Source organism: Parageobacillus caldoxylosilyticus (genome assembly GCF_019272935.1).
GTDB lineage: Bacteria > Bacillota > Bacilli > Bacillales > Anoxybacillaceae > Saccharococcus > Saccharococcus caldoxylosilyticus.
On sequence record NZ_CP040553.1, the window covers coordinates 3,193,892 to 3,219,464 of the forward strand.

Sequence of the window (25,573 nt, forward strand, 5' to 3'; positions counted from 1 at the left end):
ATATGCCGTTATCAGCAAAACAAACATGGTGGTGAATTTAATGATTGAACTATATGTAACAAAACCAAATGAACTCGAATTGCGGCATGCAGATCCTCTACGCGCTCCTAGAGGGGACGAAGTAAAAATCCAGCTCATTTACGGCGGAATTTGCGGCTCTGATTTAAGCGTTTTCAAAGGGAAGCTGCCACACGCAACATATCCTGTACGGCCTGGCCACGAACTGCTAGGCATTGTAGTAGAAAAGGGAGAAAATGCGGTGTATGACATAGGGACGCGCGTCGTTATCCTGCCCAATACGTATTGCGGAACTTGTGATTTATGTATAAAAGGTTATACGAATATATGCCGGCATAAAAAATCATTAGGCATTAATATGGACGGCGGTTTTTCCGAGGAGTTTATCATTTCCTCTAAATATGTTTTACCGGTTCCTGATGATCTACCAGATGAGAAAGCAGTGCTCGTTGAGCCATTTGCAGTTGTGGTCCACGCTTTCAAAAAGGTGAATGTTACGAAGGATACGACAGTCGCTGTGGTTGGCTGCGGCAATGAAGGAATGATGGCAGCGGCGCTGGCGCATCATTTGGGAGCAAAAGTGACCGCAGTGGATATTAATCCACATAAATTTCAGCTCGCGAAAAAAATTGGCGATATTCGCACGCTTTTCCCTCATGAGCTGCAACACGAAACATTTGATATCGTATTCGAAGCGGCAGGAACAAAAAGCGCGGTGGAACAGGCGATTCAAATAGCAAATCCTGGCGGTGATGTCGTTTTAATAGGATTAGCAACGGAAGCTACTTTTCCAGTAGTTCATATCGTACGCAGCGAATTAACCATTCATGGAACGATTATTTATCAGTTTCCGGATGATTATTTACAAGCTATCGAATATTTGCGGGATCCTTCCTTTTCTATTGATCCCGTTGTTTCAAAAATTTTGCCAGTCACTGATTATCAACAAGCTTATGAAATAGCTGCTTCAGGAAATGTCGGCAAGGTTATTTTGAGTTTCAAGGAGGTATGACGGGTGAAAGAGCTTATTTCCCATCAATTAGTGAAGTATTTAGAAAAACGGGGAGTAGAACATATTTTTGGTCTTTGCGGTCATACGAATATTGCTGTATTAGCTGCCTTAGAAAAAAGCAAGATTAAATTTATCAATGTAAGGCATGAACAAATTGCCGCACATATGGCGGATGGATATGCGAGAGCAAAAAAGACAACATCGGTCATTTTGTGCCATGTTGGTCCCGGATTAACCAATGCAGCGACTGGAGTTGCCAATGCGGCTCTTGATTCCATACCAATGGTTGTGATTGCCGGAGATGTACCGAGCCACTATTATGGGAAGCATCCACACCAAGAAATTAACCTACATGCAGATGCGTCCCAGTATGAGATTTATCGCCCATTTGTGAAACGGGCTTGGAGAGTAGACCGGCCGGAGCTGTTTCCAGAAATTATCGAAAAGGCGTTTCAATTAGCGGAAAGCGGCAGACCAGGACCTGTTTTAGTATCGGTGCCAATGGATATTTTTTCGAAAGAAATTGATGTTTCGTTATTTGAAAAACAATATCGCCATACGAAAACATTGCATAAACCTTCGATCGATGAAAAAACAGCAAAACAAATCGTAGAAAAATTGTTGAATGCAGAACGCCCGTTGCTTTACGTCGGCGGCGGAATCATGCTGGCCGATGCTTCTAAAGAGTTGAAAGAATTGGTTGATCATCTCAGCATTCCGGTGGCTTACACGCTAATGGGAAAAGGGGCCATTTCTGATGATCATCCATTTACGCTCGGAATGACGGGCTTTTGGGGCACGAAATTCGTTAACGATACTTGCCGCAATGCCGATTTGATTTTAGCGTTGGGTACAAGATTCTCCGAAGCAGATTGCAGCTCCTGGGAGTCTGAGTATACATTTAATATTCCAACGACGAAGTTAATTCATATTGATATTGATCCAAATGAAATCGGGAGAAATTATCCGACGGAAATCGGAGTCGTCGCCGATTTGAAGCAGGCTCTTACCGTTTTGAATCGTGTTGCCAAAGAGTTGATCCCGCAAGGTAGACAAAATCATGAACTGAAACAGCGGATTGCTCAGTATAAACAAGAATTTAGAAAATCTAACGAGGAACATATTCGCAACAATAGCTACCCGATGCGTCCGGAACGCATTCTTCAAGAAGTGCGTGAAGTCGTACCGAGAGATGCCTATATTACGACAGACGTTGGTTGGAACAAAAACGGAGTCGGACAGCAGTTTCCGGTATATGAAGCGGGGACGATTCTGACACCTGGCGGGTATGCGACGATGGGATTTGGCGCCCCTGCCGCGTTAGGCGCAAAAATTGCCCATCCGGATAAAGTGGTCGTTTCGTTAGTCGGTGATGGAGGTTTTGGTCAAAATCCAGCCGTTCTTGCTACCGCTGCCGAAGAAAATATTGCGGTTGTCTGGGTGATCATGAACAACTACGCATTTGGAACGATTGCAGGTCTGGAAAAAGCGCATTTTGGCACCACGCACGGAACCGTATTCCAGAAGGATGGAAAACCATATTCACCGGATTATGCAAGCATTGCCAAAGCGTATGGCATTGAAGGAATTAAAATTCAATCGGCGGAAGAATTTAAACCGGCTTTAAAACGCGCGATTGAAGCAAATAAACCGTTTGTTATTGATGTCGAGATGTTGAATGTCCCAACACCAACGTCTGGCCACTGGAATATAATGGATATTTATTCGCCTGGTAAGAAAGTGCACCACGTATCCGTAAGTTTATAACAATTTTATATATAAATTAACAATAAAAAATTTAGGAGGAATGTAAAGATGCAAGAAACAAAAAATGAAATGAAAATTAAGGTTCTTGATCCATTCAAGGACGGAAAAACGTTATGGTTGGGTTTAGAAAAGCCTGAATTAAACCAAATTCGTAAAGTGTTTCAGCTTATTACACCTGAAACAGTAGGATCTAAACACATTATGGCCGGAATTACCATTTTTGCTCCTGGAGAAGCAAGTTCGCTTCATAATCATCCTGAATCGGAAGAAATGGATGTAGTAATTAGAGGATCGGGCGAGGTAGTTGACGCTAATGGCAATAGACGTTCGTTTAAAGAAGGAGACTATATGTTTATTCCTGAAGGTGAATATCATCAGCATGTTAACACAGGGGATGAGCCGCTTTGGCTGTTATGGTGCTATAGCCCGCAAGGATATTTGCCTAAAGACTAAGTAGAAAAGTTGAACAGCCTGCCGATGTCGTCGGTAAGCTGTTCAGTTTTTGTTTTGTCTAAAATTAATGACAAGCATGTTCATAATCTAATCTATCTTATAAAGTTTAGACGCAATCAATGAAACAGGTAAGCTCTAAAAGATGAAAGGGAGGTTGTTTTATGAAAACTATTAGGATAGCGGTATTAGGGATGAATCATGGGTATAAGTTTGCCAGAGACGCGTTGAAAATAGACGGGGTAGATCTTGTGGCTGTGGCAGGTAACAACGAGTTAGCGATGCAAAGAGCCAAGGAATTGAATGTACCTCTATACACCAACTATAAAGATCTTATTCATGAATGTGATTTAGATGGGGTGATTATTACTCTGCCGAATCGTTTACACAGAGAAGCCGTTGAGCTATGTGCAAACAAAGGGCTGCATGTTCTGGTCGAGAAACCGATTGCTGATACGGTTGAGGACGGAGCAGCAATGATTGAAGTATGCAAGCAAAATAATGTTAAACTGATGGTTGGACATCATCGCCGTTTTTCCAGTAAAATGCAAAAGCTCAATGGGAACATGAATTGATAACGGAAGAATTGAATGTAGAAGATAATGATCCAATGACTGCGGAGTTGTTACATTTTATTGATGTATTGAGAGGAGGAGCAGAGCCTTTAGTGACGGGAGAAGATGGTTTAGAAACACTAAAGGTAATCAACGCTATCATAGAATCAGCTAATAAAGGACAGAAAATAGACATTTATTGATCACATGCGACGCTATTATGGACAGAAACAGGCGGTAACAGAACATGAAAAGAACTAAACCGGGGATGAGTCCATTTTGGGATTGTATTGGGATGAGAGAAACAGTAATGAAAGAAGGGTATGCTGAAATTGAGATTGACATCACATCAAATCTTCATCAACGCAGGGGGACTGTACACGGCGGCGTTCTTGCGTCGCTCATTGATGCGTCCATTGGTTCGGCTGTTCGTTCTACTTTGCAGGGGGATCAAGCTTCAGCAACAGTAGAAATGAAAATTAACTATTTCCGCCCGGCGTATGCGGAACGTTTGACAGCAAAAGCAAAATTAAATCATCGCGGAAAGACACTTGCTGTCGGTACAGCTGAAATTATTGATCCAAACGGAAAAGTGGTTGCTGCTGGTAGTGCAACTTATATGATATTATCGCCACAAGCAGCAAGCAAGAGAGAAAATAAGTAAAAATGTGATAAGAGGCTATTAAGTATGAGCTGAGACAAAAACAAGTATGTGATGCGCCGACCTTTTTTCGATACCGTATCGGAAAAGGTCGTTTGTTTTTTATGGAAAAGATTGTAGATACTGAATTATGGAAAAAATGAGCTGTATGTATTTTTACCATGTAAAATTGTCTCGGAAAAACTAGACATTAGCCGAACAACGTTATGAAAAAAAGAGAAGTAATAGGACTGAGACAAACATAAAATATGGCCGGCTTCACATTACCTTCCAATGAGAAAAAGCCGGCCTTCTTTATATCATTTGTATTTTTTTATCGAGCGCTTATGTCTTTCATGTCATATTCCGCAGAATTATCTAGCATGGGTTCGATTGGCTCAAGATCAGTAAGCAAAAATACATAGCTGAAAATACCGATAATCAAAATTACCGCTGCTACCAGAAAAGCGTACATAAATGATCCAGTTGCCTGCACAATAAATCCGGTGATGATGGGAGCAAGAATGGCCATAGAATTATTTCCAAACGTTAAAATTCCTACCAGTGTTCCGACGGTTCCCTGCGGGGCAATGAAGGTTGGAATGCTGTAAGCGATCGATGAAGTAATGACAAGACCGCCAAGAGCAATGGAAATACAGAGTATCGCAATGTTTGGATTGCTTGTAAAAGCTGCTCCTATGACAGACATGCCAAGAAGCATGCCGATTACAAGGAATGTCTTACGTACATGTGCCGAATTGTATCCTTTATTTACTAAACGGTCAATCAGCCATCCTCCTATTAAAAGCTCTGAGATGGTTCCTACAATCCAAGGTATTGATGCATACCATCCAGATTTTAATATGGACATATGCATTTCCGTGACAAGATAACCAGGAAGCCATGTGAGAAAGAGGAACCAGGAGTAACCGTATGCCGCAAACCCAATGAGCGCTCCCAAAACTTTTCGCTTCGTTAATAAATATCGAATATTTCCCCATATATTTCCTGATGATTCTCCTGTTTTTTGAGATCCGCCTTCCACAATATATGTGTACTCTTCTTTAGATAGTCGTTTGTCTTCATGTGGGTCCCGATACGAAATCCAAAACACAATAGCATAGACAAGACTAAGAACTGCAGTGACATAAAACCCTGCTCTCCATCCCCATTCAGTTATTACCCAAGCGATAATAGGGGTACCGATTGCGTTGGACAGTTTTGACTGGGCATCATAAAGCGCAACGGCTGTTCCGCGTTCGTTACGAGGAAACCAGTAGCCAATGGCTTTTGTAGCAGCTGGAAAATATGGAGCTTCCCCAATTCCTAGTAAAATCCGTGATAAAATCACAAGCCCCTGGCCGCTGGCAATCGCCGTGATGAAACAAGCAGCTGACCAAATAATGGTGCCAATTCGTGCTACCCATTTGACTCCAATTTTATCTAGTAAGGCACCTGAAGGGATCTGAAGAAGGGCGTAAGACCATGCGAAGGCAGATAAAAGAATTCCGAGTTGTCCAGGAGTTAGATGAAACTCTTCTGATAATGGTTTTATCGCAACGGACATATTGATGCGGTCAAAATAATTAATAATAACCCCAACTGCGATTAAAAAGGCTATAGCCCAGCGTCGTTTTTTCATACGCATAATCACCATCCATTATATTTTTTATCGCTGGTTGTAAACGCATACATTTCATAAAAAACAGTGCTAGACTTTCATAATGGTGAAACACCTCCTAGTATGTACAGTGGTTGAGAACAACGGCTAAAAATGTTCCACTGTGTGTAACTGGATTACGTAATACGGAACTTTTGAGTGAATTATAACAAACTTTTTGGCATCTGTCTAGATTATAAACAAGAATTTTTAAACTTTTCTAAATTATATTACTTATTATGTGCATTTTCTAGTTTTTGTCTGTTTGCATTCCGAAAAAACAGCTTCATTTCTTGTTATTTATCTAAAAGGGAATTCACTTCATTTCTGTCTGCAATTCTCTAACTGGACAACTAAGAATACAGTAATGTTACGGCACCAAAGTTTTATCAAACTCAGGCAACGAAAATATCTGAAAACTCTTGATAAAAATAGAAAACGAATGTAAAATGAACTCAAATAGTTCCGTACAGAGAAATTAATTTCCGTTTAATGGAACAAAAAAGGGGTGAATTTTATGATAAAATCTACGAACGAACAAGATAGCAAAAAAACAGAAACAGGGTTACGCACTGTGCAACGAGCAATCGATATTTTGTATTGTTTTACTTTGGAAGAGCAGGAGCTTTCCTTAACAGAGATTGCAAATAAAATTTCGCTTGCGAAATCCACTACTACTAGATTGTTATCTACTTTAGAACAAAATAATCTAGTTGTAAAAGATCCGGTTACTTTAAAATACCGCCTTGGGCAAGGAATATACTATCTTGGACACATTGCTGGAAAATCGATTAAAATCAGAGAAATTGCCAGACCAATCATGGAACAGCTGCGTGACAAGACTCGCGAAACAGTAAATTTGTATATGTTGGAGAGAGATTCAAGGGTTTGTGTGGAGCAATGTGAAGGACTTCAATCGATCCGTCACATGGTTAAAATCGGAGAAAAATTACCGTTGTGGGCAGGGGCTGGTGGAAAGGCAATTTTGGCCTATCAATCACCTGCTTTTCAACAGCAAATTTTTGAGCAAGTTCCATCAAAGGAAAGATTAACTCAATTAAAAGAAGAACTTGAAAAGATTAAGTTACAGCAGTGTGCTGCGAGCATTGACGAACGTGAAGTTGGTTCCGCTGCGGTTGCTGCACCTATTTTCAATATTAACGGTGAAGTTAAGGCGTGTTTGTCTGTGTCAGGTCCTACGAACCGATTTACTTCTGAAGTAATAGAAAAATATAAGCTGTTTGTCAAAGAAGGGGCTAAGGCCATTTCAGAAAAGTTAGGATATCGAGAATAGGGGGATAATCATGATGAATATATCACAAAAAATTGTATCTGTGAGGGGCAAACAAATTGGCGGAGAACAGCCATGCATTTGTACTCCTGTAGTAGGAGCGAGTATGGAACAAATTTTGTTGGAAACGGAAGAAATATGCCGAAAGGGTCCTGATATTATTGAGTGGCGCGCCGACTTTTTTAAGGATATTTGCGATACGCAAAAGGTGCTAGAAACAGCACTGGCGATTAGAAAAATTGCAGGAGAAATTCCCATTCTTTTTACGGTTCGCTCGGAAAAGGAAGGCGGGAATCCTATTCCGTTAACAGAAACGAAAAAAATCCAACTACTTATAGAGGTTTGCAAAAGCCAAGTAGTAGATATGATTGATTACGAGTTGCTTTATGAAAAAGAACTGGTATCGCTTCGTCAAGTATCAAAGGAATATGGCATTCGCATGATTATGTCCTATCATAATTTCAGCTTCACTCCTCAAAAAGAAGAAATTGTTCAAAAAATGCTGAAAGCGGAATCATATGGGGCTGATATTGCCAAAGTCGCTGTTATGCCTACTTCGCCACAAGACTTGCTTGTTTTATTCCATGCGACCCAAGAGGCACGAAGTCAGTTAAGTATTCCCCTTATCACCATGTCGATGGGAGGATTAGGGGTCATTACTCGCTTGGCTGGATGGATGTTTGGTTCGGCCGTTACTTTTGCTGTTGGTCAAAATAGCTCAGCTCCAGGGCAAATACCAATCGAAGATCTAAAAGATGCCATTCGCATTGTTCAAAAATATATGTTGAGCAGTTAATAAATATGTAAGAAGCAAGTGCTGGGAGAAGTAGATAGTGATTTGCGGTTATGTAACATATAGAGGATGTCTATTATTTACAGAATTTATGATAAAAAAGCTAGACTATCATCTGGTTGCCATATATAAATCAGTTTATTTTCAGGGGAGAGGGGAAAGCTAATGAGCAGACTGCCATTGGAAGGAGTTAAAGTACTAGATGTATCCACAATGATTGCCGCTCCCTTTGGCGCGGTGTTGCTTGGAGATTTTGGTGCGGATGTTATCAAAATTGAAATGCCCGGTAAAGGAGACACTTTGCGGCATGTAGGTCCTTTTCTTGATCATGAACCGTTAAGGTGGCCTGGACTGTCACGAAATAAAAAATCTTTGACACTCGATTTGCGTAAAAAAGAAGGTATGGAGATTTTTAAGAAATTGGTCAGCAAAGTCGATATTGTTATTGAAAACTTTCGTCCTGGCACGTTGGAAAAATGGGGAGGGGGATATGAGGAGCTTAAAAAAATCAATCCGAATTTGGTAATGATTCGCGTATCTGGTTATGGCCAGACGGGACCATTTCGGGAAAAAGCAGGATTTGGCACGCCGGCTACCGCCTTTAGCGGCTTTACGTATTTGCAAGGATATCCAGATCGGCCGCCAGTCAGCCCGCCGTTTTCTTTAACGGACTATATTACAGGTATTTACGTTGCTTTTGCCGCGGTGACCGCCATCTATTACCGCGATGTCCATCCGCAAGGCGAGGGGCAAATGGTCGATATCGCTTTATATGAATCCGTATTCCGGATGATGGAATTTTTAATCGCTGAATACGATAAGCTTGGAAAAATTAGAGAGCGTTCCCCAGGGTTAACTGGCCACTCGAGTCCGGCGGGGACATTTATGACAAAGGATGGCCATTGGGTTGTTTTAGTTACAAGTACTGATTCCACCTTTGAGCGATTGGCAAAAGCGATGAACAGGGAAGATCTTTTAACGAATGAAAAATTTTGCACCAATGAACGTCGCTTGCAGCATCATGATGAAATGAACCAAATGGTTGCCGATTGGATTCGTTCGATGACGCGCGAAGATCTGCTTCAGCTGCTAGACGAATATGGCGTTCCTGTCAGTCCGATTTTGAATATTAAAGATATTTTTGAACATCCACATTATCAGGCTCGGGAGAATATTATCGAAGTGAAACATCCGCGACTTGGAAAAATAAAAGTTCCTGGAATTGTCCCGAAATTCGAAAAAACACCTGGAACTATTCGCCATATTGCCCCTGACTTAGGAGAGCACAATCAAGAAATTCTTCAGGATATGCTAGGATTATCACCAGAAGAAATACAAACACTTGAGGAAAAAAATGTAATATAGCCGTTTTATAACATGTTGCATATTAGCCCCAAGCAGTTTGGTGATCAATCTGTTTTTTAACATTTCCCGAGAAGTCTCCCCCTCGAAACGAAGGGAAGGTGGGAGAGAAATCGGGAGTTTTTTTATTCACAAAAACTTTTGTTGAACCAAAACTTCGACGCATTCCTATTCTATAATGCGAAGCATTTAGGATGAGTACAGCTGTATTTAAGACAATGGATGCCCCGACTAGAATCTTTGATTTAGCCGGGGAGGTTCACCTATCGTATTAGGCAGGGAAAGAAGCCCTCCTCCTGCGTTGCTGCCAAAAACGGATATAGAATGAAGAGGGAAGAGATTCATATTAATTATGAATTGACAACGTTTGTCAATAACGCTTATACTCTTATTTGATCCATTTCGTCCGTTAAAAAGCAGATAGTGAAACAAAGATAAGTGCATCTAACAGCAAGCAGGTGTTGATCGATGGCGAAAAAAAAGCGATCGCGCGTCACTTTAGAGCAAGTAGCCAAACATGCCGGCGTATCGCGGGCGACAGCTTCCCTCGTTGTCCGCGGGAGCTCGTCCATTTCAAAAGAAACGCGGGAAAAAGTATTAAAGGCAATGAAAGAATTAGGATATGTGTATGATCGAGTGGCCGCAAATTTGCGGTCGCAGCGTTCTTCCACCGTCGGGTTGATTATTACGGAAATCGGCAACCCATTTTTTTCTGAATTGTTAGTCGGTGTTCATGAAGCTTTAGATAAAGAAGGGTATACTGTGATTTTAGGGACGACGTTTGACTCCCCGGAGAAGCAGGATGCGCTTTTATCGACGATGCTTGAGTATCGGGTAGGCGGCGTCATCATGAGCCCTGTGCCCGGATGTTCGGTGGACATGGTCGAGCGCCTAAAACAGTGGGAAATTCCAGTCGTATTAATAGCGAGGGAGTTGCCATCCAAGGAACAGTTTGATTACGTTGGAATTGATAATGTAGCTGGTGGAAGATTGGCGACAGAACATTTAATTCAACAAGGGCATCGCCGCATTGCTTTTTTAGGCGGTTTTGCTGATTCATCTGTATGGAGGGACCGAAAAAAAGGCTATTGTCAAGCGCTAGAACAAGCAGGCATTGAAATAGATGAATCGTTATTCATACAAGCGTTTACAACAAGGCAGGGAGGAAAAGAGGCGATGAAACAAGCGCTGCAACATCCTAACCCGCCAACAGCGGTATTTTGTTATAATGATGTTGTGGCGTTTGGCGCTATGCTAGGTTTAAAGGGAGCTGGAATGGTGCCGGGCCGTGACATAGCTGTAGTCGGGTTTGACAATATTCAAGAATCCGCCTTATTTCATCCTCCTTTAACCACGATTGCGGCGTTTCCTGAAAAAATCGGCATTCATGCGGCTGATATTTTGCATCAACGCATGACAGGCGAAATAAGTGAACCGAAACGGCTTATTTTACAGCCGGAGCTTGTCGTGCGGCAGTCGAGTTCATCTCATTTTCATGATCTGTTTTAAAGGAAGGGCGCTGATATGGGGACATATTGTAACATTCCGCTTCGGGAAAGAAATATAGTGTTAATCGGTTTTATGGGAGTAGGAAAAACAACGATTGGCCAGCTTGTAGCGAAAAAGCTGTATCGTGACTTTATTGATGTAGATCAGGAAATCGAGAAACGGCATCAAATGTCGATTCCGGCCATTTTTGAACAAATGGGAGAAGACTATTTTCGAAAAGTGGAGAGGGAACTGATCGTTGATCTTTGCACGAACACCCGCTTAAAAATTCTTTCCCTCGGGGGAGGCGCGTATTTGCAAGAGGAAGTAAGAAACGCTTGTTTATCCCATTGTATTGTCTTCTTTTTAGATTTGTCATGGGAGTGTTGGAAAGAGCGCCTTCCGTTAATTGTCGATAATCGTCCTGTGCTAAAGAATAAAACATTAGAGGAAATCGAACAATTATTTTTCCAGCGAAGAAACGCCTACTCCATCCACAATTCCCGTGTGTTAACGAACAACCTTGATCCGGAAACAGTAGCAAACGAAATCGTGGAATCGATCAAATGGACATGGGAAGTGTACGAACCAAATGAGTAACAGCGAGTTTGTTCCCATGCGATTCTGCTGAGCGGTGGCTGTTGTACAGACAGACGGCTTAATTAAAGATCGAACAGCTTATTTATTGTAATGAGAAACGGCGAGTCCGCAAATGGCGGGCTTGTTTTTTTATGGAAAAATAGATAGGTAGACAACGGGAGAGGAAGTAAAAAGATTATTGCTGCCGATACAACTCGCGGATTTTCCGTTCATGCTGGAGCGTTTTGCTCGAGAGAAAGTCGACCGTTTCCTGTGTTTCTGACAGTTCGATGCGCAGGCTGTCCACTTTTGTTTCCAACTGATTAAATCGCTTATCCATTTTTTCTTCTAGTTTTCCGACCATCTCTCGCATTTCTGTTCTAAGTTGGTTACCCACCTCTTGCATTTCCGCTCTAAGCTGGCTGCTCATTTGTTGAATTTCTGCATGAATATGGCCAGAATGCAGTTCCAATGCCTTCAAAATTTCTTTTAGCACGGTTTCCTGTTCCATTCTCTCCCCTCCTTCTCCTATAAAAGCAAAGTAGAAAAGGAACATCTATTTTTATTTTGATATGTTGGTATGTAACTCGAATCAGCGTATGCGGCGAATGAGCTTTTTCACTCAATTTTCACCGTCCTGTTGTATGTTGGAAACACGTAAAAGAAGAGGTGGCGAATCAAGAAAGGGAGTGGGAAGGAAGATGAAATCGATCAGGCGGGTGGATGGATGGCTGCTTGTCATTGTCCTTCTATCTATTTTTTTCAATTTCTATCATATCGGCAATGCAGGGTCAAATGTATATTATACCGCGGCGGCGAAAAGCATGACGGCGAACTGGAAGGCGTTTTTCTTCGCATCGCTTGATCCAGAAGGATTTATTACCGTTGACAAGCCGCCTGTCGCGTTATGGTTTCAAGCGTTAAGCGTGGCCATCTTTGGTGTAAGCGACTGGGGTGTCCTGCTTCCGGAAGCGCTCGCTGGCGTCGGTTCGACGCTGCTGATTTATTTTATTGTCAGGCCATTTGCCGGCAAGGCGGCCGCTAGATGGTCGAGTCTGATTTTCGCTTGTACCCCTATTTTTGTGGCGGTGGCGCGCACGAACAATATTGACGCGATCTTAATTTTCACCTTGTTGGCGGCGTCATGGGCATTGATGAAAGCCGTACGGAAACAGCGGGTTTCGTGGCTGCTCGTTAGCTTTGCGCTCGTGGGCGTGGGCTTTAACATGAAAATGCTGCAGGCGTATATGGTGCTGCCGGCGTTTTATTTGTTCTATTGGCTGGCAGGAAAAGCGTCCTGGAAAAAGCGGCTTTGGCATTTAACGGCCGCTACGGTCGTCGTCTTGGCTGTTTCGCTTTCCTATGCGGTCATCGTCGACGCGATTCCGAAAGATAAACGTCCGTATATCGGCAGCAGTCAAACGAATTCGGTGCTCGAGCTGGCGCTTGGCTATAATGGGATCGACCGTTTAACAGGAGCGGCGGGGCCGGGCGGGAAGCGGGCCATGCACGGCGATATTGTATTACAAGGTGGAAATGGACCAACGAATCGTTCCGCAAACGAATCTTCTCCTTCATCGCTTTCTGATCATCCAAACGATCCGCTACATAGCCGGCCAAATTTCCCGAACGACGGGCGGCCTCCTGGCGGAATGGGGGGAATCGGAAAAGGAGAGACGGGAGATCCAGGTTTGTTCCGCCTATTTCAGCAACAGTTAGCCGGACAAATCAGCTGGCTTCTGCCGTTTGTGCTGTTTGCCGCGATTGGGTTGTTCGCGTCGATCCGCCGGCAGCGGGCGTTCACGCCGTTTCATCAATTTATGCTGTTTTGGTTCGCCTGGCTCGTGCCGATGGCCGTGTTTTTTAGCGTAGCCGGATTTTATCACCGTTATTATTTAAGCATGATGGCGCCGGCGATCGCTGTGCTGGTCGCGGTCGGAAGCGAGCTTTTGTGGCAGTTTTACAAGGAACAGAGCGGCTTTTGGCAATGGCTGTTTCCATGCGCGCTGCTTATGACGCTTTTGTTCGAATCGTATATTGTATTTCAATACAGCTCTTCATTATCAAGCATTTGGCCGCTGTCGATTGCGCTCTATGGACTGGCCATGTTTTGTTTTCTCATCGCATTTCGCCAGCAAAGGAAAGCGGCGCGCTATTTGAAAATAGCCAGCTTGTTTGGACTTCTTGTCATGCCGTTTTATTGGTCGCTCACCCCGCTATTGTATGGAGGCAATAGCACGCTTCCGTACGCCGGACCGGATTTAAAGCGTCCAAACGAATACGGACAGCGCGTTTTCGGAGATAGGGAGGAAAGAGAAGTCCATGCGGATTTGCTTGCTTATCTGGAAAAGCATTATAACGGGGAAAAATATTTGGCGGCAACTATCCGCGCTAATACGGCGGCCGAGCTGATGCTAAAGACGGATAAAGCAGTCATGGCGATGGGCGGATTTTTAGGGACGGATCCGGTGCTGACAACGGAACAATTAGCGAAAATGGTGAGAAATGGCGAAGTGAAATATTTTCTTATCTCCGGATTTGGCGGAGGCGGCGAAGGAAACAGCGAGCTGATTCAGTGGATTCAGACGCATTGTCAAGAAGTGCCGCAAGCGGAGTGGCAAACGAATGCGGCAACAGCGGCGCGCCGGAGCGAACGGAATGGAATGCCGTCGCCGATGGAGCGCGGTGTGAAGCTTTACAAATATGAAGGATAGGAGGGGTTGATGTATGGTAAAGTATTCCATAGTGATTCCGGTCTATAATGAGGCGCTTGTCATTCGCGAAACGTACCGCCGGCTAAAGCGCGTGATGGAACAAACCGATGGGCCGTATGAACTGTTGTTTGTCAACGACGGCAGCGAGGATGAAACCATCGACATTTTAAAAGAACTTGCCGTGAAAGACGAAACGGTCAAATATGTAGATTTTTCCCGCAACTTTGGCCACCAAATCGCGATTACGGCTGGAATGGATTATGCGGCGGGAAAAGCGATCGTCATCATTGACGCCGATTTGCAAGATCCGCCTGAATTAATTTTAGACATGATTGACAAATGGAAAGAAGGGTATGACGTTGTTTATGCGAAGCGCGTGAAACGAAAAGGGGAAACGATGTTTAAAAAGGTTACCGCCTATCTGTTTTACCGGGTGCTGCGGGCGGCGACCGAAATCGACATTCCTGTTGATACCGGCGATTTCCGCCTTATTGACCGGAAAGTGCGCGATCAGTTAGTCTATATGAGAGAGCGGAGCCGCTTTGTCCGTGGGCTCGTAAGCTGGGTCGGATTCAAGCAGACAGCCGTGGAATATGAGCGGGAGGAGCGGTTTGCCGGGGAGACGAAGTATCCGCTCAAGAAAATGATTCGCTTTTCGCTCGACGGAATCACTTCGTTTTCGTATAAACCATTGAAGTTCGCCAGTTTGTTAGGCTTTTTCCTTTCTGCCTCAAGCGTGCTTGGCATCATCATCACTTTATATTTAAAGCTATTTACGCATTCGACGGTGGCGGGATGGGCGTCGCTTTTCATGGCGACCTTATTGTGCAACGGCGTTATGTTTATGATGCTTGGCGTGATGGGGGAATATATCGGCCGTATCTATGATGAAGTAAAGCAGCGCCCGCTATATATCGTCAAAGATACATGGGGAGTCGGAACAAAATATGAAAAAGTACCGTTTTATATGGAATGAACGAGAAAACATGCGAACGTTATGGCGCTTTTGCCTTGTCGGGGTCGGAAATACGTTCGTGGACTTTATTGTCTTTTTTCTTTTTACCTCGTTTGGTGTTTCCGCGCTATTGGCGCAAGTATGCTCTTATACCGCCGGCGTGGTCAACAGCTATGTATGGAACCGGATGTGGACGTTTCAAGTGAAACAAAAAGCAAACATCGGAGAGTTTTTGCGTTTTATGATCGTCAATGTGCTGTCGCTGGCGGTGACGCTTCTTCTGCTCTTTCTCTGCCGGGACGTTGGGCACTGGCCGCTGTTTGCCGGAAAACTGATCGCGACGTTGGGAGGCATTGCCGTCAATTTTGCCGGCAGCCGCTTTTGGGTGTTTGCCTCGAAACCGTCCCATTCCTAACATGGGTGTACAGAGTTTCTCGTACATCTATGTTCTATTAGTTAGGCGTTTGATATTCCGAATCGGATGAACAAAGAACAAAAAGGAAAAGCACCATGCAAATGTATTTTTTTTTTGGGAAAAATATATGTGGTTACTTGTCCGGATACCATTAGCGGTGCATTCGTGATCAAGAAAAACTGGCGGGAATGATGGGGAAATATAATATGATCGTTGGCATTGCCGCAGCGGCTGGAAGTATGATTGATCATCCTGATACGATGGTTATTTTCCCGCTTGCCGTCATTGGGCATGTGGCCTTGCGGCTTATGCGAACGTCAAAATGGCAGAGTCAAAGCCGAATCCATCGCGTTGGATTCGGCTTTTTCCGTGTTAAGAGCGGATTTGCCCCGTGCCGTAGACGAGCGATTTGGTCGTCGTGATCGCGCGCAATCCCATCGGGCCGCGGGCGTGGAGCTTCTGTGTGCTAATGCCGATTTCCGCTCCGTAGCCAAACTGTTCGCCGTCGGTGAAGCGGGTTGAGGCGTTATGGTAAAGCACGGCGGCGTCAATCGCTTGGAAAAAGAAGCGGACGTTGTCGTTTTGTTCGGAAATAATCGCTTCCGAATGCTTCGTGCCGTAACGGTTAATATGGTCGACCGCTTCTTTGACGTCTTGCACGAGTTTAACGGCTAAAATCGGCGCCAAATATTCGGTGCTCCAGTCGGCTTTGGTAGCCTGCTGGATAAAGGAATACGATGAAGCAAGTCGCGAATCGCCGCGCAGCTCGACGCCGCGCGCATGAAGCGTTTCGATGAGTTCGCTGATATACGGCCAGTTTTGATGGATTAACACCGTTTCCACCGCATTACAAACGGATGGACGCTGCAATTTCGCGTTCAATACAATATCGATTGCCATTTGTTTTTGCGCCGATTCATCGATAAAAATATGGCAGTTGCCGACACCGGTCTCCAGCACCGGAACGGTGGCGTTTTCGATGACGGAGCGAATCAGCCCTGCCCCGCCGCGCGGAATTAATACGTCTAAGTAGCCGTTTAAACGAAACATTTGCTGGGCCACCTCCCGGCTGGTGTCTTCGAGAAGCTGGATGGCATCGGCAGGGACGGCAGTATCGCGAAGCGCCTCTTTCATGACGTAAACGAGCGCTTTATTCGAATGAAGCGCGGAGGAGCTGCCGCGCAATAAGACGGCGTTTCCCGTTTTTAAGCAAAGGCTGGCGGCATCGACGGTGACGTTTGGCCGCGCTTCGTACACCATGCCGATGACGCCAAGCGGCACGCGCACCGTTTGAATGCGCAGTCCATTTGGCCGCGTCCATTCTTCGACGATTTCGCCGATTGGGTCAGGAAGCCCCGCAACTTGGCGGACGCCGTCGACGATTTGGTCGATTCGTTCGCTGGTTAGTTGCAACCGGTCGATTAAGGCAGGAGAAAGTCCTTGTTCTTTTCCGAGCGCAACGTCTTTTTCGTTTTCTTGCAAAATCCATTCTTTTTGTTTTATCAGCGCTTCGGCGATGCGTGCTAACGCTTCGTTTTTTTCTTCCGCTGACAAGAGGGCTAACGTTTTCGCTGCTTGTTGCAGCCGCTTGGCTTTGGTAAGCAATTCGTTCATTTGATAACACTCTCCTTTCGTAATGATACCCAATTATCGCGGTGGATCACTTCAGGGCGATGGTTAATCGAATATTTTCTTGCCTCATTGCTGGCAAGGCCTTTGACTTGTTCTAAATCGCCAGAGGAGTAATACACTTGGCCGCGGCCGATGACGGCTCCTTTTCGGTTGACGACTTCAACGACATCCATGGCGGAAAACGTGCCATACACGGCGGTAACACCGGCGGGCAGCAAGCTTTTTCCACGCTGCAATAGGGCGGTTTCCGCTCCTTCGTCAATTTCGATTTTCCCAGCCACAGGTGCGTGATAAGCAATCCATTGCTTGCGCATTTGCATATGTCCGTGGAACGGTGAGCCGATATACGTCCCGTCTCCTTTTCCTTCCAAAATGTCGAAAAGTTTTTCTTTCCCTGTACCCGTTCCGACAAACACGCTTACCCCAAACGATAACGCTTTTTGCGCGGCGAGAAGCTTTGATTTCATGCCGCCGGTTCCGACCGCAGAGCCGCTGCCGCCCGCCGCTTCAATCATTTCATCGGTAATATTCGGAAGAAACGCGTATTTTTTCGCCTTTGGATTTGTTCTCGGATTATCATCATACAACCCGTTAATATCGGTTAAGATAATGAGCGCATCCGCGTGCAAAAAGCCGCTGACAAGGGCGGAAAGCATATCGTTGTCGCCAAATGTCAATTCCTCGACGGACACGGAGTCGTTTTCGTTAATGATCGGCAAAACTCCGCATTCCAGCAATGTGGTGATGGTGGAAAATAAATTATGAAACCGTTCGCGGCTATAAAAGTCTTCTCTTGTTAATAAAATTTGTCCGGTCGTAATACCGAACTGTTTAAACGCGGAAATATAGCCTTGCATCAGCAGCCCTTGCCCGACCGCCGCCGCTGCTTGTTTTCCCGCGGTGGTCGTTGGCCGGGACGGATAGCCGAGCGGTCCAAATCCGGCAGCGACCGCACCCGATGTAATCAAAATGACTTCGTGGCCTAATTGTTTCATATAGGCGATCGCTTCGACATGGTCGAAAAGTTTTTCATGGCAAAGAACGCCTTTCGCGTCCGTTAATGAACTGCTTCCGATTTTCACGACGACTCGCTGCTTTTTCATACGTATCCTCCTTTCTGCCTGCTAATAAAAAACGCTTTTTCCTTCCTTGCAAAAGGACGGAAAAAGCGTTCCGCGGTACCACCTTTTTTGGCGCGACATGCGCCCACTCTTGGCCCGTAACGAGGGCGGACGGCTTATGTTTGCATAAGCGGCCTTTGTAGGGCAGGTTCAATCGACTTCCCGTGAGGAACCTTCCAGCCTACGAGTTCCACTCTCTTGCACGTTCCATCGATTTACTAGTCCCGTACCGTTTTCCGTATCAACGATTTGTTAGAAATTATCCATACAAATCAGCAGATTGTCAAGGGGTTTTTCTTCACTTTGTTATTTGCTAGAGTAATTGCTTTGTTTAGCGCGTGACGGCTTTGCCATCAGCTGGTCTAATAGACGAAACAATAACACTCCGATTGCTGTTCCGAACGTGTTTAAAAGAATATCATCGATATCAAACGAGCGAAACGGAACGAAAAACAATTGGACGATCTCAATACATAAGGAAAGAAGAAATCCAACGATAACGATGGTTTTCGGCCGAAGGGTAGAAGAATAGCAAGAAGCAAAAAAACCAAACGGTATAAACAACGCAATATTGCCGCCAATGTTTCGCACGGGAACGAGCCAATAAAAATGGTGAAGCGACTGCCGGATGCTCGCAAATGGAATGAGATTGATGCCGACATACGTTTCCCCTTGCAAGTGCGGATACGCATAAAACGGAAATGGGAAAATCGTTACACTATATATAAATGCGAGGGAAAAAGCGAATAATCCATGGATGATTTCGTGTTTGATAGAAAAAGTCCGTTTCCATATGTACACAATACCGCGAAATAACGCCCAAATGACCACAAACCCAATCAATGGCACAGCAAAATCGAACATAATAAACTCTCCTTCTATTTCCATTATACTGGAATTGTAATATATGATCTTGCAAGAATTCAAGCAGTTTCCAATTTTGATAAAATGATAGATGAAAGCGATGATTGCTTTTATCGAAATAAATGTAATTGTCATTTTATTTAAAAAAATGGTACAATACTAAAAACATCGAGCCTACAAAACTGCTAATGGAGGGATTCAGATTGAGAGAACTTCGCAGCAATATGATCAAAAAAGGATTTGACCGGGCGCCGCACCGCAGTTTGCTGCGCGCGGCAGGAGTAAAGGAAGAAGATTTTGACAAGCCGTTTATCGCCGTGGTGAACTCGTATATTGATATTATTCCGGGACACGTTCATTTACAGGAGTTCGGGAAACTTGTCAAAGAAGCGATTCGCGAAGCGGGCGGGGTTCCGTTTGAAATGAATACGATCGGCGTGGATGACGGAATCGCGATGGGGCATATCGGCATGCGCTATTCGCTGCCAAGCCGCGAACTTATCGCCGATTCGATCGAAACGGTCATTTCTGCCCATTGGTTTGATGGAATGGTATGCATCCCAAACTGTGACAAAATTACGCCGGGCATGATGATGGCAGCGATGCGGCTAAACATCCCGACGATTTTCGTCAGCGGCGGGCCGATGAAGGCGGGCGTGACGAGCGATGGGCGCAAAATTTCGCTTTCTTCCGTATTTGAAGGGGTCGGCGCCTATCAGGCAGGGAAAATTGATGAAAAAGGATTGCTGGAATTAGAAAAATACGGCTGTCCGACGTGCGGCTCCTGTTCGGGAATGTTTACGGCGAACTCGATGAACTGCTTGGCGGAAGCGTTAGGGCTTGCGTTGCCAGGAAACGGCACGATTTTAGCGGTAGATCCGGCCCGGAAAGAATTGGTCCGCCAATCGGCCAAACAATTGATGTATTTGATCGAGCATGACATTAAACCGCGTGATATTGTCACAGAAAAAGCGATTGACAACGCGTTTGCGCTTGATATGGCGCTTGGCGGCTCGACGAACACCGTATTACATACGCTGGCGATTGCGAACGAAGCAGGCATCAACTATTCGCTCGAACGAATTAACGAAATCGCCGCGCGCGTGCCGCATCTTGCCAAACTGGCGCCAGCTTCCGATGTGCATATTGAAGATTTGCACGAAGCAGGCGGCGTATCGGCCGTATTACATGAATTAGCGAAAAAAGAAGGAACACTGCATCTCGATACGTTGACCGTGACCGGAAAGACGCTTGGGGAAAACATCGCCGGCTGTGAAGTCAAAGACTATAACGTCATCCGCCCAATTGACAATCCGTATTCCGAAACAGGCGGACTTGCCGTATTGTTCGGCAATCTCGCTCCGGATGGCGCGATCATTAAAACAGGCGGCGTACAAGACGGCATTACGCGTCACGAAGGGCCGGCGATCGTATTTGATTCGCAAGAAGAGGCGCTCGAAGGGATCGCAAGCGGGAAAGTAAAACCAGGCCATGTCGTCGTCATCCGCTATGAAGGGCCAAAAGGCGGACCGGGAATGCCGGAAATGCTCGCGCCAACTTCGCAAATCGTCGGCATGGGGCTTGGCACGAAAGTCGCGCTCGTGACGGACGGACGGTTCTCGGGGGCCTCGCGCGGTTTATCCGTTGGCCACGTTTCTCCGGAAGCGGCGGAAGGCGGCCCGATTGCCTTTATCGAAGACGGGGACATCATTGAAATCGACATTACGAACAGAACGATTAACGTGAAGCTTTCGGACGAAGAATGGGAAAAACGGAAAGCGAACTGGAAAGGGTTTGAACCAAAAGTGAAAACCGGTTATCTCGCGCGCTACTCGAAGCTCGTTACTTCCGCAAGCACGGGCGGGATTATGAAAATTTAATAGTCTTGTCCAAAGACCTGTTCAACGGTTTTGCGACCGAGGTGAACAGGTCTTTTTATTGGAAAATAAAAAGACAGTGCCTAAAACTATACGTGATAGAAGTATAGCAGGGATATTAGATTAATAATCCCAATAAAAAAGATATTTGCATGTTCTTCAATATTAGAAAAAGATAATTATTTTTCTTTTTCACGTAAAGGCAAAAAATAATTGACGATTTTGAATATTAATGCTATTTTTAGTTTGTATATAATGATAAATACATATAACGTTTTATAAACGTAATAGATATTTATGATTTTTTGATTAAGGATTATGTGTTATAGAAACAAGAAGGAGGAAAAATGATTTTACATTACATTGATACATCTGCAAGAAATGAAGGTATTGAGCTGTAAATTAAATACTATTTGTTAATTTTATCAATTGCAATATGTTGTTGCTAATATGGTAGGATTCCATGTTGATATAAATATATATTTACATGGTATATCTTTTGAATTTTTAAATAAAAGGAGGCGAAATTTTTAGAATTATGTAATTTTAATACATTATGGATCTTAATGATGGAATACTATTTGCGAATAAAAGAACAAGAAACATTAAAGGAGGTTTTTATATGCAATTTCAATTTGGAATCCCAAGCCAAGCAATATTTGGGGAGGGAAGTATTCAAAAACTTCCAGAAGTTTTAGCGCAATTTGACGCGAAAAAGATCCTATTAGTGTATGATAGCGGTGTGAAAGCAGCAGGTATTATAGATCATGTTCATCATCTATTAAGTAATGTGGAAGCGGATGTTGTTGTTTTTGATAAAGTACTTCCAAATCCACCAGATACCATCGTGGAAGAAGGGGCGAAATTAGCGAAAAATGAACAGGTGGATGCTATCGTTGCAGTTGGTGGCGGGAGCACAATTGATTGCGCCAAAGCTATCAATATTTTGCTAACAAACCCAAGGCCTATTCATCAATATGATGGATTAAACCTTGTAAAAAATCCGACAAAACCTCTCATTGCAGTTCCAACTACAGCAGGCACGGGCAGTGAAGTGACAGCATTTACTGTGATTACCGATACGACAGGTCTAAAAAAGATGGTTATTGGCGGGCAACATTGTGGGGCAACTATTGCTTTGCTAGATCCTGAACTAACTATTGGGCTTCCGCCTGCGGTTACAGCTGCCACTGGGATGGATGCTTTGACTCATGCTATTGAAGCGTACGTTTCAAAAGCCGCCTCCATTCCAAGTGATATTAATGCGTTAAAAGCGGTTGAACTTATTTTCCATAACCTTGAAGAAGCTTATAAAAATGGAACAAATAAAGAAGCCCGAACAAATATGCTTCTCGGAAGCATGTTGGCTGGATACGCTTTTAATTCTGCGGTGCTCGGATTAGTTCATGCGATTGCCCACCCGCTTAGCGTTCATTGCGGGTTAGCTCACGGTGTGGCGAACGCTTGCTGTTTGCCTTATGTAATGGAGTTTAATGCGGAATGCGAAAATGTTGCGAAAAAATACAAAGACATTGCTATTGCTATGGGGCTTAATGTACAAGGTTTATCTATTAAAGAATCTGCTCAATGTGCAATTGATGCGGTTAAAGAATTGTCTAAAAGAATCGATATTCCTACTTTACGGGAATTAGGTGTTAGAAAAGAACAATTTGATAGACTCGTAGAAGATACGTTAAAAGAAATTGCGATTTTATTTAATCCGCGAGAGGCAACAAAGGAAGATGTTTTACGTATTCTTGAAATCGCTTACTAAATCTATGGGTAAAGGGGGAAGAGGATGAAAAAGTATCAGTTGTTTATTGACGGAAAATGGGTAGATTCTGTTTCTGGAAAAACGTTTACGTCCATTAATCCGGCAACGAAAGAAATTAACGGAATCATCGCAGAAGGGGATGCAGCGGATGTTGATTTGGCGGTAAAAGCGGCCCGCAAAGCATTTGAATCGGGTCCATGGGCTTCGATGTCTCCAAGCGAACGCGGCCGGTTATTATATCGAGCTGCCCAAAAACTATGGGAGAATGTTGATTATTTAGCAGAAGTGGAATCAAATGACAACGGACTCACGATTAATGAAACAAAGCGGATCGCCATTCCAGCTGCCATTGATGTACTTGAATTTTACGCGGGAATGGCAAACAAAATTCAGGGGGATACGCTTGCGTCTCCGGCAAATCGTTTTAATTATACGCTCCGTGAGCCAGTTGGAGTAGTCGGTGCCATTGTTCCGTGGAATTTCCCGATCATGCTGACAATGTGGAAATTGGCGCCGGCACTGGCAGCAGGGAATACGATTGTGATCAAACCGGCAGAACAAACACCGATTAGTGTACTAGAATTAGCAAGATTGTTGCAGGAAGCCGGTATTCCAGACGGTGTCATTAATGTGGTGAACGGTTACGGCCCTACGGCAGGGGCTGCACTTGCTTCTCATCCAGATGTGGACAAAATCGCATTTACCGGTTCAACGGCAACAGGAAGGCTTATTATGCAGGCAGCAAGTAAACATTTAAAGCCGATTTCTCTGGAATTAGGAGGAAAATCCCCAAATATCGTGTTTGATGATGCTGATATTGATGCGGCAATTAGCGGGTCATTATTTGGCATTTACTTCGCGCAAGGGCAAGTGTGTGCGGCAGGTTCAAGGCTGTTTGTACAAGAAACTATTTACGACCGTTTCGTCGAAGAGTTTGCCCGCAAAGCAGAGTCAATCCGCGTCGGCCATCCGCTTGACCCGAATACACAGATGGGTCCGCAAGTATCCGAAGAGCAGTTAAATATCATTGAAAGGTATGTTCAAATTGGCAAGCAAGAAGGTGCCACACTTGTAACAGGAGGTAAGCGAAATGAAGAGTGTGGCAATGGATTCTATTATACTCCGACCGTATTTGCGGACGTTGACAACAATATGACGATAGCAAGGGAAGAAATCTTTGGTCCTGTTGTATCCATTATTCGTTTTAAAGACGAAGAAGATGTATTAAAAAAGGCAAACGAAAGTATTTACGGATTAGCATCAGGTGTATGGACAACAAATTTAGTCCGCGCCCATCGAATGGCACGCGGATTGAAAGCGGGAACAGTGTATGTGAATACGTTTAGTATGCTAGACAGCGCCGCCCCATTTGGCGGAATGAAACAAAGCGGATTTGGACGTGAGCTTGGTATAGAAGCAATGAACATGTATACACAAACAAAACATGTGTGGGTGGATCTAAGTCAAGAGAAATTCAATTGGTATGGCCTATAAAATAGCCATTACTCGCTTAAGGTCTTTCCATGTTCTTCGATTTAGGAAAGACCATTATTTTTGAGATTCTTCTTTTTCACGTACAAGCAATAAAATAACAGTTGACAATTTGTAATATTCTAGATATTTTTGATCTAAATATAATAAATAATATCCTCTGCGCTATAGAAACGTTATATCATATAACTGAATGTAATGACACTATTGCGTGCTGTCCAGAAGCAGAAAAGCAGATGTCGAGGCAGTTATCCTTTCAGAAATAGGAGAAAGTGAAGCAGCACATTATCCCAAAGCTATTAATAAAAAAGTAATTAGGGGTGGGAAGATGGGCGGTTTGATGGAAAAAATGAAGGAAGATCCTTTTGCTAATTATTTAGGGATCACTATTGAAGATGTCGAAGAAGGATATGCCAAAGTATCAATGGAAGTAAAGGAACATTTGCTGAACTTTCACGGCAGTACCAATGGAGGAGCTATTTTTTCTTTGGCTGACGTGGCTTTTGCTTGTGCTAGCAACTCTCATAATCAAGCGGCGGTTGGCATCGCGATGACCATGTATTATATGCAAGCCAGCGAAATAGGTGATAGGTTGGTGGCGATCGCGCGCGAGGAAACAAAACCGAACCGTCTCGGGGTATATCGAATCGAGGTGTTGAATGACAAAGGAGAGTTAATTGCTTTGGCCGAAGGAATGGTATATCGGAAGAAAGACAAACTCGTTCCATAAACGCCAAGGAAGGGAAAATGAAACCCAGTTCCGCAAAATGTTTAAAAGAAGCCAAGGTTTTGCCTGGAGCAGACAAGATGTCCAAATGATGGCAGGAAATACTAGGAAAGCGAACAGAGGTCGCTTCTAATTTCGCATCTTGGATACGATAAGCAGACGTGCTCCAGCAGCCTGGTGCAGCACGGAATGTCACTCCATTTGGGGAGCAGGCAGAATCAGACGTTCCAATGAGATTGCTAAGTTGCGGTCTTTTCACGATATTTAATCGGGAAAAGGCCGTTTCGTTTTTCTTGAGAGCGACGGTGATTGTAAAAATGGATATGCTCTACCTCCTACAACAGGGTTCGCCATTTTTAGGATTGGCCATAAAAAATCTCCTCCCAAGC

The 25,573-nt window shown here is 44.1% G+C and carries 25 protein-coding genes; 19 read left to right on the forward strand and 6 right to left on the reverse strand.

What is annotated here, in order from left to right:
* Positions 1–40 precede the first annotated feature (40 nt).
* The 6 genes from BV455_RS16475 to BV455_RS16500 all read left to right on the forward strand — a co-directional run bounded on the left by BV455_RS16475 (position 41) and on the right by BV455_RS16500 (position 4,465).
* Complete coding sequence (locus tag BV455_RS16475) at positions 41–1,030, forward strand: zinc-dependent alcohol dehydrogenase (RefSeq protein ID WP_017436026.1); 990 nt, start codon at positions 41–43, stop codon at positions 1,028–1,030.
* Positions 1,031–1,033: 3 nt separating this feature from the next.
* On the forward strand, positions 1,034–2,797 hold the full coding sequence (locus BV455_RS16480) for a thiamine pyrophosphate-binding protein (protein ID WP_218687423.1): 1,764 nt from the start codon (positions 1,034–1,036) through the stop codon (positions 2,795–2,797).
* Between the two features lie 48 nt (positions 2,798–2,845).
* A complete protein-coding gene (locus tag BV455_RS16485) occupies positions 2,846–3,250 on the forward strand; it encodes a cupin domain-containing protein (protein WP_223845243.1) in 405 nt (134 codons plus the stop codon).
* 161 nt (positions 3,251–3,411) lie between these two features.
* On the forward strand, positions 3,412–3,822 hold the full coding sequence (locus BV455_RS16490; RefSeq protein WP_061579829.1) for a Gfo/Idh/MocA family protein: 411 nt from the start codon (positions 3,412–3,414) through the stop codon (positions 3,820–3,822).
* Positions 3,819–4,004, forward strand: coding sequence for a Gfo/Idh/MocA family oxidoreductase (locus BV455_RS16495; protein ID WP_061579830.1), 186 nt, complete (start codon positions 3,819–3,821; stop codon positions 4,002–4,004). The genes BV455_RS16490 and BV455_RS16495 overlap by 4 nt, the downstream gene beginning before the upstream one ends.
* Before the next feature lie 44 nt (positions 4,005–4,048).
* Positions 4,049–4,465 (forward strand): PaaI family thioesterase, encoded by a 417-nt coding sequence (locus tag BV455_RS16500; protein WP_081161611.1) that lies wholly within the window; start codon positions 4,049–4,051, stop codon positions 4,463–4,465.
* Between the two features lie 310 nt (positions 4,466–4,775).
* On the opposite strand, the gene BV455_RS16505 is transcribed toward BV455_RS16500, so the two are convergent.
* Positions 4,776–6,083, reverse strand: coding sequence for an MFS transporter (locus BV455_RS16505; RefSeq protein WP_061579832.1), 1,308 nt, complete (start codon positions 6,081–6,083; stop codon positions 4,776–4,778).
* A 535-nt stretch (positions 6,084–6,618) separates the two neighbouring features.
* On the opposite strand from BV455_RS16505, the gene BV455_RS16510 reads away from it, so the two are divergent.
* From BV455_RS16510 to BV455_RS16530, 5 genes are all read left to right on the forward strand, one after another.
* The gene (locus tag BV455_RS16510; protein WP_017436018.1) at positions 6,619–7,395 is read left to right on the forward strand and encodes an IclR family transcriptional regulator; all 777 of its coding nucleotides are present in this window, start codon (positions 6,619–6,621) and stop codon (positions 7,393–7,395) included.
* Between the two features lie 13 nt (positions 7,396–7,408).
* On the forward strand, positions 7,409–8,188 hold the full coding sequence (gene aroD / locus BV455_RS16515; RefSeq protein WP_026078534.1) for a type I 3-dehydroquinate dehydratase: 780 nt from the start codon (positions 7,409–7,411) through the stop codon (positions 8,186–8,188).
* A gap of 162 nt (positions 8,189–8,350) precedes the next feature.
* Positions 8,351–9,550, forward strand: coding sequence for a CaiB/BaiF CoA transferase family protein (locus BV455_RS16520; protein WP_017436016.1), 1,200 nt, complete (start codon positions 8,351–8,353; stop codon positions 9,548–9,550).
* A gap of 465 nt (positions 9,551–10,015) precedes the next feature.
* Complete coding sequence (locus tag BV455_RS16525; RefSeq protein WP_183363835.1) at positions 10,016–11,056, forward strand: LacI family DNA-binding transcriptional regulator; 1,041 nt, start codon at positions 10,016–10,018, stop codon at positions 11,054–11,056.
* 15 nt (positions 11,057–11,071) lie between these two features.
* Entirely contained in the window at positions 11,072–11,635 is a 564-nt protein-coding gene (locus BV455_RS16530; RefSeq protein ID WP_017436014.1) for a shikimate kinase, read from the forward strand.
* Positions 11,636–11,810: 175 nt separating this feature from the next.
* On the opposite strand, the gene BV455_RS16535 is transcribed toward BV455_RS16530, so the two are convergent.
* Positions 11,811–12,125 carry a hypothetical protein gene (locus BV455_RS16535; protein WP_017436013.1) on the reverse strand — a complete coding sequence of 105 codons (315 nt, stop codon included), beginning with the start codon at positions 12,123–12,125 and terminating at the stop codon, positions 11,811–11,813.
* 190 nt (positions 12,126–12,315) lie between these two features.
* Between BV455_RS16535 and BV455_RS16540 the strand changes: the two genes are divergently transcribed.
* The 4 genes from BV455_RS16540 (at position 12,316) to BV455_RS16555 (ending at position 16,120) form a co-directional block, all read left to right on the forward strand.
* Positions 12,316–14,328 carry a glycosyltransferase family 39 protein gene (locus BV455_RS16540; protein ID WP_042409909.1) on the forward strand — a complete coding sequence of 671 codons (2,013 nt, stop codon included), beginning with the start codon at positions 12,316–12,318 and terminating at the stop codon, positions 14,326–14,328.
* Positions 14,329–14,341: 13 nt separating this feature from the next.
* The gene (locus BV455_RS16545) at positions 14,342–15,304 is read left to right on the forward strand and encodes a glycosyltransferase family 2 protein (RefSeq protein WP_218687424.1); all 963 of its coding nucleotides are present in this window, start codon (positions 14,342–14,344) and stop codon (positions 15,302–15,304) included.
* Positions 15,276–15,698 carry a GtrA family protein gene (locus BV455_RS16550; protein ID WP_081160577.1) on the forward strand — a complete coding sequence of 141 codons (423 nt, stop codon included), beginning with the start codon at positions 15,276–15,278 and terminating at the stop codon, positions 15,696–15,698. Before BV455_RS16545 ends, BV455_RS16550 begins: the two co-directional genes overlap by 29 nt.
* 206 nt (positions 15,699–15,904) lie before the next feature.
* The gene (locus BV455_RS16555; RefSeq protein ID WP_143420798.1) at positions 15,905–16,120 is read left to right on the forward strand and encodes a hypothetical protein; all 216 of its coding nucleotides are present in this window, start codon (positions 15,905–15,907) and stop codon (positions 16,118–16,120) included.
* On the opposite strand, the gene BV455_RS16560 is transcribed toward BV455_RS16555, so the two are convergent.
* The 3 genes from BV455_RS16560 to BV455_RS16570 form a co-directional block, all read right to left on the reverse strand.
* Complete coding sequence (locus BV455_RS16560) at positions 16,071–17,312, reverse strand: glutamate-5-semialdehyde dehydrogenase (RefSeq protein WP_081160575.1); 1,242 nt, start codon at positions 17,310–17,312, stop codon at positions 16,071–16,073. The genes BV455_RS16555 and BV455_RS16560 overlap by 50 nt on opposite strands.
* On the reverse strand, positions 17,309–18,433 hold the full coding sequence (proB, locus tag BV455_RS16565; protein ID WP_017436007.1) for a glutamate 5-kinase: 1,125 nt from the start codon (positions 18,431–18,433) through the stop codon (positions 17,309–17,311). The genes BV455_RS16560 and proB overlap by 4 nt, the downstream gene beginning before the upstream one ends.
* Before the next feature lie 324 nt (positions 18,434–18,757).
* Positions 18,758–19,315, reverse strand: a complete 558-nt coding sequence (locus BV455_RS16570) for a VanZ family protein (RefSeq protein WP_017436005.1) — start codon at positions 19,313–19,315, stop codon at positions 18,758–18,760.
* A gap of 188 nt (positions 19,316–19,503) precedes the next feature.
* Between BV455_RS16570 and ilvD the strand changes: the two genes are divergently transcribed.
* The 4 genes from ilvD to paaI all read left to right on the forward strand — a co-directional run bounded on the left by ilvD (position 19,504) and on the right by paaI (position 25,187).
* Positions 19,504–21,195: a dihydroxy-acid dehydratase gene (gene ilvD, locus BV455_RS16575; protein WP_375781804.1), complete on the forward strand. Its 1,692-nt coding sequence runs from the start codon at positions 19,504–19,506 to the stop codon at positions 21,193–21,195.
* A gap of 619 nt (positions 21,196–21,814) precedes the next feature.
* Positions 21,815–22,966 (forward strand): iron-containing alcohol dehydrogenase, encoded by a 1,152-nt coding sequence (locus BV455_RS16580; protein ID WP_218687425.1) that lies wholly within the window; start codon positions 21,815–21,817, stop codon positions 22,964–22,966.
* A 24-nt stretch (positions 22,967–22,990) separates the two neighbouring features.
* Positions 22,991–24,460 carry an aldehyde dehydrogenase family protein gene (locus BV455_RS16585; RefSeq protein ID WP_218687426.1) on the forward strand — a complete coding sequence of 490 codons (1,470 nt, stop codon included), beginning with the start codon at positions 22,991–22,993 and terminating at the stop codon, positions 24,458–24,460.
* A gap of 325 nt (positions 24,461–24,785) precedes the next feature.
* Positions 24,786–25,187 (forward strand): hydroxyphenylacetyl-CoA thioesterase PaaI, encoded by a 402-nt coding sequence (gene paaI, locus BV455_RS16590; RefSeq protein WP_017436001.1) that lies wholly within the window; start codon positions 24,786–24,788, stop codon positions 25,185–25,187.
* Positions 25,188–25,423: 236 nt separating this feature from the next.
* Here paaI and BV455_RS20990 read toward each other — a convergent pair whose 3' ends face one another.
* On the reverse strand, positions 25,424–25,507 hold the full coding sequence (locus BV455_RS20990) for a hypothetical protein (RefSeq protein WP_369492342.1): 84 nt from the start codon (positions 25,505–25,507) through the stop codon (positions 25,424–25,426).
* Positions 25,508–25,573 lie beyond the last annotated feature (66 nt).